This window comes from Anaerofustis sp., assembly GCF_019420015.1.
In the GTDB taxonomy this organism is placed as follows: Bacteria; Bacillota; Clostridia; order Eubacteriales; family Anaerofustaceae; genus Anaerofustis.
In genome coordinates this window covers 1-8822 of sequence record NZ_JAHZIA010000061.1, presented here as the reverse complement: position 1 = coordinate 8822, position 8822 = coordinate 1, and the positions used below count along the sequence as shown (strand labels likewise).

Sequence of the window (8822 nt, the reverse complement as noted above, 5' to 3'; positions counted from 1 at the left end):
ATTGGACAAACAAGAAGTACATACACAAACAGCAGTCAGAGCAGCACGAAGCGACACCGACAAACCAATAGAGGTCGTCGAACTCTCAGAGGATAAATTTGCAAACGCACCACCACAAAAATATTAAGAATGATAGTCAACACCTCGTGAGGATAAAATACTTACGAGGTGTTAATTGCGTATAAAAAATAAGAAGTGCAACACCAAAAATAACTTCTTTTAAACTTTCACAACTGTACTCGTTCATATTGCCACATCCTTCTTTAATCTGTTTTTAAAAATAATGGATTGTCAATCCATTATAAAAATGATATAATAATTATAAAATCAGGAGGTGACAACCATGGATATATATGAAAGATTTAGATATTTACGAAAAGACAAACTAAAACTTTCACAAACTGAATTTGGTTTGCGTGTAGGTGTAACTATTGGTGTTATTAAAAATATCGAACAAAAGAAAGTCAAACCTAAAGAATTATTTATTCAGCAAGTTTGTAAAGAATATCATGTTAATTACGCATGGATTACACAAGAACAAGGAGAAATATTTGATAATAACGAGAATGTGATTATTGATGAATTTGCAAAAAAATATAACCTTGACAAAACAGATATTAATATTATCAAAAATTATTTACAACTTGAACCCGACAAAAGAGAAATATTCAAAGAATACTTTAAAAACATTTTAAATAAATAATTACAATTTGTTAGATACTTTTATTATTAAACTGTTCCTACATTAGCATTTTTAACCTTAATGCCTGCTGAATAACCCTTAATAAGCATAAAGTACAATTCTTTTTGTTTGTCCTTATTCAAGGTCTGCAATAAATGGATAAAACGCTTAATTTCATTATTTTTCATAATCAACCTCTTGACTTTCTCTTGCCGTTATGGTTTAATAAATAAAGATTTGGCGGCGGCAAGTACCGCCTCATCTTTTTTGTTGTTTGCCTTGCTGGGTTGTTGTTACCTTTCCAGCAAGGCTTTTATTTTTTCTCTTGCTTCTTCTATGTCTTTACATCCGTTCAGGATTTCAAGAATCATCTTTAAGAATGTTTCAAGTTCAAAGCTGTTCATTTCGTCCATTTCGTTCTCCTTTCTGACACTTGCCGTCTTATTCAGTTCAGTTTCCCTTGCTGTGATTATATAATATCATAATTCTTGTTACTTGTCAACATTTTCATAACATAATTTATGTTATTGATATTACAAATCTTATATCCTTTTTCGTGCAATTTGCATAAATAATGTTATTTTTGAATAAATTTCGTTACTTTCACTTGACTACTATCGTAATTTATGTTATTCTATTAGTAACATAACGAAAGTGAATTGAGGTGTTAAATTTGAAAAATAACATTAAATATGTTAGAGAACATAAAGGAATAACACAAAAGCAATGTGCAGATACATTAGGAATTACTCTAAGAGCTTGGCAAACATATGAGCAAGGGGTTAGCGAACCTAAACAAGAACTTCTTTGTAGAATTGCTGATATGTTCGGTGTCACCATTGACTACCTGCTTGGTAGGGAAATAGGTGAATCCGACACAATAGACCAACTGGTCGGCGAGTTTAATATGTCTACTCTTGAAAAGAAAATACTTGAGGAATACCTTGAACTACCCGATAATCTGCGTAAAGATTTTATGGAGTTTCTTCAAAAGTCGGTGCAGGAGGTTCAGAATGGGGACAACTAAGAGTTGTCCCTTTTATCATACTCGCACCTTGTATCATCATTAAAACACCCATTTGTTCAGGTTTACTAAGTTTTTGAATCAGTTTTATAAGGTTTACAGCTTCGTTTCGTTGGCTCTCCGTAATTCGTTTCATTCACTTATCCTCCTCTCTGTTCAAAGCCATTTTATGTTGAATTTTTACTACTTACACCTGCTGAATAACCCTTAATAAGCATAAGGGCAAGCTTCTGTTCATCACTTGTCATTGTCTTTAATGTTTCGAGTAACTCAATAGCACTTTCAAAATTATTCATCTTGTCTTTCATGTTTTTCACCTCGATTTCTAAACTATGTTCATATTATAATGCACTTTGTTCAGTTTGTCAAGTGCTTTTTTAAAAAAACTTGACTGAGTACAGAAAATATGTTATAATAACATTAATTAAAGGAGGTGACAATATGATTTTAGGTGAAAGAATAAAGTTGCTAAGAAAAACACTTAATTTAAGCCAATCTGAATTTGGTAAAAAATTAGGAATAACTGAATCAGCAGTGTGTTCATATGAAAACAATCGCCGAATCCCCAGTGAACAAGTTATTATGGCAATTTGTAGAGAATTTAATGTAAATAGACCTTGGTTAATGGACGATGAAAAAAACGATATGTTTTTACCTAAACCAATTGGAATACTTGATGAACTAATTGTACAATATAACCTTAATGATACCGAAATGGAAATTTTAAAAAATTATTTAGCATTATCTGCAACAGAGCGAGAAGAATTTATAAAAACACTAAAAAAAATATTTTAAATTATTAAAGCTCTCTACCAATAATACAGTAGAGAGCTTTAATTTTATTTTTTAGACAATACCCAATCAGCATAAATTCTATGTATATAACAATATATTCTACATAGTACCTCCTCATCGTCTATCTTATCAAGTAATATCATTATCCACTCTTTATATTTCATTTTCACCCCTCCTTTCTTTTAATTATAGAACATTTGTTCGTACTTTACAAGCTAATTTATTTCACAAAAATAGAAATATTTTTATTAAATCCTTGACTTTCGTAAATTATCAAATTATAATATAAATAACAAGTTATTGTAGAATAATTTGTAAATTATACATAAGGTGGTATCAAGTATGAAAAATATGAAGAAAACGAAAAAATTTTTATTAGATGAAGAAAGTACAAACGAAGAAACCTTAGAGAAAGAATCTCTAAATAAGGAAAACTTAGACGAAAGCCCAAATTCAGATGAGGAATACTTAGACGAATTTTCAAATAAAAACTTAGACAAAAATGATGACGAAAACGAAGAAGAATTAAGTGAGAGCTTAAATGAAGTAAAGTCAAAAGCTTCAGAATATGTAGTTTATTTTATAGCCATTGTTATTGTGGTAATATTAGGCTGCATCGTATTTAATTTTCTTAAAGGCTGCTTTTCAGGTGAAAAAACTTATCTTGAAACTACTTGCGATTGGTGTGGTAAAACTGAAGATTGTAAAATATATACAGTATATTTTAAAAATGGTTACAACTACGATGGCAGTGTTAAAGTTGATACGGACTGTATGTGGTTCAGTGATAAATGTTTAGATAAAGCTGAAAACAGCCCATACTGGCTCAAAATAGATTAAATATACATATAACTATTCCCACCTTTTAGAACGGCTTGTAAGCCGTTCTTTTTGATTATAAGCACATTTTAATCACCCCTTCGTTTTGCATTGGAATTTGTTTCTAATAATTTATAACATTTTAGTAGCTTTAAATGTAGAAAACAGCATAATTACATTTTGTTTTGACATAATTTCAAATAAACTCCAAATTAACAATAAATTTCCATTTATAATATTTGATAAATCTTCAAATAATATAAATATGAATATTGCATTTTGTGATGATGAAAAAGTTACTCTTGAAAATTTAATAAAATTAACAAAAAACATTGTTGCTAAATATGATAATTATAATTTTGAGTTTAACTTCTTTGCCTATACCAGTCCATTAGAACTCTTAGAAGCACATTCAAAGTGTCCTTTTGATGCTGTTTTTCTTGATATTGATATGCCAGAAATTAATGGATTAAACTCAGGTGACAAGTTATATACTAAAAATGAAAGCATTATTATTTTTTATGTGACAAGCTATACAGAATTTATTGGTGAATCTATCAAGCATAGAGTATATCGTTTTATAAAAAAAGGAGATGAAAAAGCATTAACCGAAGGTATACAAGCTATGCTTGAAGATTTTGCTACACTTCATCAAAGATATGTTTATAAATACAAAGGACAATATTACAGTATAGTTTTAAATCGAATTTTTTATTGTGAAAGTAAAGGTCATAATATTAAAATTGTTACTGACAACGATATTTTTACTCAAAGAATTTTAATTAAAAATTTGATAAAAGAACTACCTCCTGTATTTTGTCGTTGTCACTCTGGATACATTGTTAATCTTAGAAAAATAAGAGATATAGAAAGAAACAAAATAACACTTATCAATGGTGTTGAAATTCCTATGAGTGCCAAATATTCAACTGAAGTGATTATTAAATTTACAACTTATTTTTAATACACTTAAACGAAAACCGCCCTCAAAGTAATAACTCTGAGAGCGGTTAATTTTTATTGAATTAAACATTAAAAATAAATCATTGTTTAACTCCAAGATAGTCCATAAGGGCATTTTGTAAAATTTTAGAACAATTTACATCATCTTTATCAGCCATATCTGCAAGCCAAGCTGGAAGTGAAAGTGTTTTTTAACAAAACGATTATTTAGTTTATCACGAAATGATGGCATAAACATTTCTATGACTGTTGGAACCTGATTTTTCTAATACAACATCCTGAATTGCAGTTGGAGTGGGGATTTCTTCTCCACCTTTTAACTCCAATTCAAACCTCAACCCAAACTCATCAATTTTTTCCCATATATATAAGTAAATGAATATACTCTCTCCACAAATTTATCCACGCTTTTAATGCCTCATTTTCGTGGATAGACTATATTCCTTAAATATATAAAATAAGATTATATAAATATTATAACGGTCTGAAATGAAAAAATTGAGGTTAGAGGGTGAAAAAAATCTGAAAATTGATAAGAAATTTACCAATAAAAATAAACTTTATATTATTTGTTTATTTCAAGTAGATTGGATATTATATTGTAGAATAGTCCTATTTGGCTTTAAATCGCCCTGTAACACACTTTATTTCATTCTTAGTATATTTTTTCCATACCTTCTATTTAAAACGCTTATAGAGCCTTAAAACTAAGCATAATGATATATATTTTTTAAAAACAAAAATAAGCTGACAGAACGAATTGTTCCATCAGCTTACGAGAGCGGTTTATTTATCATCATTGTCAATTAAATTATATCTATTGGGTGTTGGCTGTAAATCTTCCATTTTACTAATATCTCTCCTGTAATTTATGCGTGGAGGAATATATTTTAAAATCTTTTCTTTTCCAAACCTTTGATAATAACCTCTTACCTGCCAGCAAGGTTTTATTTTTCGATAGGTTCTTATATTTTTGTTTCATCAGATAAAATGTATCGTGATATTTTAGATTTTAAAGTTATTTTCTGTCTATACCCTCCATTTCCATTTTTCTTTTTACTTTTTTTAGGTTCTTTTACCTTGATTAATTTATATTCAACATCTGGATTATAGTGCTGCATATAATAAGATATTGCATTTACAAGGTCAAGTGCAAAAGTACCTATCTGTCGTGCATAATCTGACATATTATAAATGCCATATTTTGCAGCTATTTGATTATTAAAATCTATTGAATTATTATCATCTTTATTTAACTTAACTTTTATACCATAAAATTCACCATCTTCACTTGGTGTATTTCTATACACACATTCTATTGTCCATACTTTCTCAATTTTATCTTTCTCAGTTTCAGCTTCAAATATAGTTATTTTCCATTCGGTAGCACTAAGATATTTTACATAATAATATCGTACTATATCCTCAGGCAAACCATTTTCTTTTAATGCTTTATCTACGGCTTTTTCTTGTTCTTCAATAGAAAGATTGTAATAATAAACATTATCTTCAAATTTTCTTTTTAGAATTTTTCTATTTGCACCTTTTTCTGTTAATATGATTGTATAATCACTAAATAAAGGTGGAACATATTCTCTCCTGATGTGTTTCTCAAGAGAATCCCATATTTTTTCCATAAATTTGTTATCGACTTCTATAATAGTTTTAGTTAAAATTTGTTGAAAAGAAATATCAGACATATATTTTCCACCTACTTTATATAAGTATTAGTTTATTCAAATTCGGTTTCAGGTGCAAGTGAAAGAATTTTTTGTCTTGATTGCTCATCAAGATTTTTACAACCTTTAAAAGCGTATTTACTTATATAATTTACGCTTTCAGGAATAGAAATACTTCTTAAATTAAAGCAATATATAAAAGCACTATCTTCTATTCTTTCTATTCCATTTTCGATTTTTACTGTACCTATATTTCTTTGAGAAAAGGACATAAATATAATCTTTTTTATTTTAATAAAACCTATTTCATTTGGGATTATAATATCTACTGGTTCAATTTCTCTTTCCTCTGCTTCTTGCTGAAATATTTCATCATAATTGTCAATACTTGCTTCTTTAGAATTATTTCTATTTAACATAAGAGAAAAATTTCCATATTTAGCGAATCTATATCCGTCTTTAGATGTGCTTATTTTAGTTTTTCCACTTTCCTTTTTTCTCTTTTTAGTTATTTCTCTATCCAATAAGTTTCTTTTATTTTCCTTATCGTTATACCATTCTTTTAATGTTTCAACAGGTATCTCATAATGATTTGCAAATTCCTCTATTGTCATTCCTGAATTATCTATCACTTCTTTTACAGTCCACATAATTATACTTCCTTTCAAATATTAATTATTTTTATTCTTATTTTTCCATTGGCGATAATATAAAGCTTTTTCAGATATTTCATCATCTGGTAGTCCATATGCACCCTTTGCATATGGTGTATGAGCATTTAATACCTTCATACTTATATTTAATTGTTTACAAATTTCTTGATTAGTAAAACCTTGACATTTTAAATCAAATATATTATCAGCAAGTTCATCTTCTATGTCAATACCAGCAGATAATAAGGTTTTAACAACTTTAGAGTAAGATATTCCTAAAATTTTTCCAACCGCAGACTTAGAAGAAGCCGATTTATATTCATTGATTATATCTTTAGAACTTATTTTAAAATCTGCCTTCATATTATCACCACTAAATTATTAATAAAATTTTTTAAATTTTATATTTATCAAATACTTCTTTTCCAAGAATTTTTTCAAATTCTTTTTTCTTCTTTTCTTTTTCTTTACTTGCAAAATATTCTGCAATAAATTCACTCTTCTTTTTTAATAAACCTTTTTTACTAAAAATTAAATCAAATACACCCCAAACACCAAGTAGAATTACAATTATATTACATATTAACCCCCAAATACTTGTATATTCTTCAAAACATTTAGATATATTAACAACCATATTGCATAGTGATATTAATATAATAATAAAAATTACTAATGTAAAAATAGTAAATATAATTTTCATTACATATCTTTTAATTTTATTTGCACTTTTAGATATTTCTGATATAGCATTGTCTATAGCTTTTTTATTTTTATCTTGTTCTTCTTGATATTTTTGAAGCATCTGCTCAGATTTTCCATATTCATTACCTAAATACATTTTTTTGATATAATTCTGTAATTCAGGCACATGACTTTCCTTTATATTTTTAGGATTACCATTTGTCATATTCATCAACTGCCGCCTACAATAAATATCAGTACGAATTGCAACTGCTTCTTCATCAGATATGCCGCCATTTTTTCTATATTTTTCTACTATATCAAAAAAATTTTCCATAAATGTGTTGGATGGTTCAAGACTTATTAACGCATTTTCGATTAACTTAGATTTTGGATAGTCCTTATTTGTTGAATAATTTTTTATCCAAATAATTGATGACAAATCAATATCAGAAATTACACATGATATTTCATTTTTATTTCTCTGGCTAAAGAAACTATTTACATTTGCTTCTAATTTAGTATTAGGTGTAACAAAAATATATCCACATTTTTCAATTTCATTAGATTTATTTCCAGCTCTTAAAGCATAAATACTTGAAACACTATTAACATCTAAATCAAGTGCTTGTTGATTCTTATACAAAATATTATTTCCTATGAAGTCTCGTAATTCTGCACAGTTAATATCACATTTTTTGTAATCATCTTCATTAAAATTTGGATTAATAATTTCAATCCCTATTGAAGAAATTCTTCTTTCTAATATTGCCAAAAAATTATCAACATCATTAGGTGTAAATCTTTGTTCATCCCACGCTTCAAGTGTATTAAATGATGTTGGTTTTTGATATGGATTTTCCAAATTGTGTTTATATGCTCTTAATATATTTTTTATTTCTAACATTGTATGTTGAAAGCAGCACACCTTTGCACCTTTATTCTTTAACATTTCTATCATTTCAAGTGCATTCTCTTTTTCAGCTTTCAATTTAAATCCAAGAGCCTGAATGATAATTGTTGTGTCTAAAAAGAAAGAAGTATCTTTGAATTTAGATTTAACCATATTTCCAGTTTTTGACTCCGTAGATATAGCCGCTGACACAAAAAAACCTTTAACCATATCATTTATATAATCAAAAATAATGCTTTGTCTATTATTTTCATCTATTATAAAGTTTGCAATATAATAATCTAATTTTCCATTCTTCTGAGTTACCATTTCTAAAATTTTAGGATTTTTGACAACAATAAATCCTTTTGTTACAAAAAAATCTATTAAAGCTTTTATAGATTCATCTGTATTATAAGATGATTGAAAATGTTCATTTAAATATTGAGACAAAGATTTTCCAACTTTTTCTCTATGTTCTTTATATATTTGTTTTTGTTGATAAATCTTTTCTGCCTCAAAACTTAAAGATTTAATCAATATATAATTATTATGTTTTTTTATTAATATTTTAGGTGAAAGCCTATTCAATAAGCATCTAATAACATTTGTTGGTATATTTTCATATCCA

12 protein-coding genes are annotated in these 8822 nt (G+C 27.5%); 5 read left to right on the top strand and 7 right to left on the bottom strand.

What is annotated here, in order from left to right:
* Positions 1 to 343: 343 nt before the first annotated feature.
* Positions 344 to 703, top strand: a complete 360-nt coding sequence (locus QZ357_RS09440) for a helix-turn-helix domain-containing protein (protein ID WP_290776496.1) — start codon at positions 344 to 346, stop codon at positions 701 to 703.
* A 26-nt stretch (positions 704 to 729) separates the two neighbouring features.
* On the opposite strand, the gene QZ357_RS09435 is transcribed toward QZ357_RS09440, so the two are convergent.
* On the bottom strand, positions 730 to 870 hold the full coding sequence (locus tag QZ357_RS09435) for a hypothetical protein (protein WP_290776494.1): 141 nt from the start codon (positions 868 to 870) through the stop codon (positions 730 to 732).
* 485 nt (positions 871 to 1355) lie between these two features.
* Between QZ357_RS09435 and QZ357_RS09425 the strand changes: the two genes are divergently transcribed.
* Positions 1356 to 1709, top strand: a complete 354-nt coding sequence (locus tag QZ357_RS09425) for a helix-turn-helix transcriptional regulator (RefSeq protein ID WP_290776490.1) — start codon at positions 1356 to 1358, stop codon at positions 1707 to 1709.
* Here the strand turns inward: QZ357_RS09425 and QZ357_RS09420 are convergent.
* Positions 1657 to 1842, bottom strand: coding sequence for a hypothetical protein (locus QZ357_RS09420; RefSeq protein WP_290776489.1), 186 nt, complete (start codon positions 1840 to 1842; stop codon positions 1657 to 1659). The two genes, QZ357_RS09425 and QZ357_RS09420, sit on opposite strands and share 53 nt — an antisense overlap.
* A 31-nt stretch (positions 1843 to 1873) precedes the next feature.
* Complete coding sequence (locus QZ357_RS09415) at positions 1874 to 2014, bottom strand: hypothetical protein (RefSeq protein ID WP_290776487.1); 141 nt, start codon at positions 2012 to 2014, stop codon at positions 1874 to 1876.
* A 133-nt stretch (positions 2015 to 2147) separates the two neighbouring features.
* On the opposite strand from QZ357_RS09415, the gene QZ357_RS09410 reads away from it, so the two are divergent.
* The 3 genes from QZ357_RS09410 to QZ357_RS09400 all read left to right on the top strand — a co-directional run bounded on the left by QZ357_RS09410 (position 2148) and on the right by QZ357_RS09400 (position 4284).
* Entirely contained in the window at positions 2148 to 2501 is a 354-nt protein-coding gene (locus QZ357_RS09410) for a helix-turn-helix transcriptional regulator (protein WP_290776485.1), read from the top strand.
* 342 nt (positions 2502 to 2843) lie between these two features.
* Entirely contained in the window at positions 2844 to 3341 is a 498-nt protein-coding gene (locus QZ357_RS09405; protein WP_290776483.1) for a hypothetical protein, read from the top strand.
* 244 nt (positions 3342 to 3585) lie between these two features.
* Positions 3586 to 4284, top strand: a complete 699-nt coding sequence (locus tag QZ357_RS09400; RefSeq protein ID WP_290776481.1) for a LytTR family DNA-binding domain-containing protein — start codon at positions 3586 to 3588, stop codon at positions 4282 to 4284.
* Between the two features lie 964 nt (positions 4285 to 5248).
* On the opposite strand, the gene QZ357_RS09395 is transcribed toward QZ357_RS09400, so the two are convergent.
* The 4 genes from QZ357_RS09395 to QZ357_RS09380 all read right to left on the bottom strand — a co-directional run.
* Positions 5249 to 5983: a hypothetical protein gene (locus tag QZ357_RS09395; protein WP_290776479.1), complete on the bottom strand. Its 735-nt coding sequence runs from the start codon at positions 5981 to 5983 to the stop codon at positions 5249 to 5251.
* A 32-nt stretch (positions 5984 to 6015) separates the two neighbouring features.
* Positions 6016 to 6612 (bottom strand): leucine-rich repeat protein, encoded by a 597-nt coding sequence (locus QZ357_RS09390; RefSeq protein ID WP_290776478.1) that lies wholly within the window; start codon positions 6610 to 6612, stop codon positions 6016 to 6018.
* Positions 6613 to 6633: 21 nt separating this feature from the next.
* Positions 6634 to 6978: an SRSR-binding protein gene (locus QZ357_RS09385; RefSeq protein WP_022265613.1), complete on the bottom strand. Its 345-nt coding sequence runs from the start codon at positions 6976 to 6978 to the stop codon at positions 6634 to 6636.
* Positions 6979 to 7009: 31 nt separating this feature from the next.
* The coding region (locus QZ357_RS09380) for a hypothetical protein (RefSeq protein ID WP_290776475.1) at positions 7010 to 8822 on the bottom strand (1813 nt) is incomplete at its 5' end.

Excerpts from the sequence above, each read along its gene's own strand:
- QZ357_RS09440 (WP_290776496.1), top strand. The coding sequence starts at position 344 with ATGGATATATATGAAAGATTTAGATATTTACGAAAAGACAAACTAAAA.
- QZ357_RS09435 (WP_290776494.1), bottom strand. The coding sequence starts at position 870 with ATGAAAAATAATGAAATTAAGCGTTTTATCCATTTATTGCAGACCTTG.
- QZ357_RS09420 (WP_290776489.1), bottom strand. The coding sequence starts at position 1,842 with ATGAAACGAATTACGGAGAGCCAACGAAACGAAGCTGTAAACCTTATA.
- QZ357_RS09415 (WP_290776487.1), bottom strand. The coding sequence starts at position 2,014 with ATGAAAGACAAGATGAATAATTTTGAAAGTGCTATTGAGTTACTCGAA.
- QZ357_RS09410 (WP_290776485.1), top strand. The coding sequence starts at position 2,148 with ATGATTTTAGGTGAAAGAATAAAGTTGCTAAGAAAAACACTTAATTTA.
- QZ357_RS09405 (WP_290776483.1), top strand. The coding sequence starts at position 2,844 with ATGAAAAATATGAAGAAAACGAAAAAATTTTTATTAGATGAAGAAAGT.
- QZ357_RS09400 (WP_290776481.1), top strand. The coding sequence starts at position 3,586 with ATGAATATTGCATTTTGTGATGATGAAAAAGTTACTCTTGAAAATTTA.
- QZ357_RS09395 (WP_290776479.1), bottom strand. The coding sequence starts at position 5,983 with ATGTCTGATATTTCTTTTCAACAAATTTTAACTAAAACTATTATAGAA.
- QZ357_RS09390 (WP_290776478.1), bottom strand. The coding sequence starts at position 6,612 with ATGTGGACTGTAAAAGAAGTGATAGATAATTCAGGAATGACAATAGAG.
- QZ357_RS09385 (WP_022265613.1), bottom strand. The coding sequence starts at position 6,978 with ATGAAGGCAGATTTTAAAATAAGTTCTAAAGATATAATCAATGAATAT.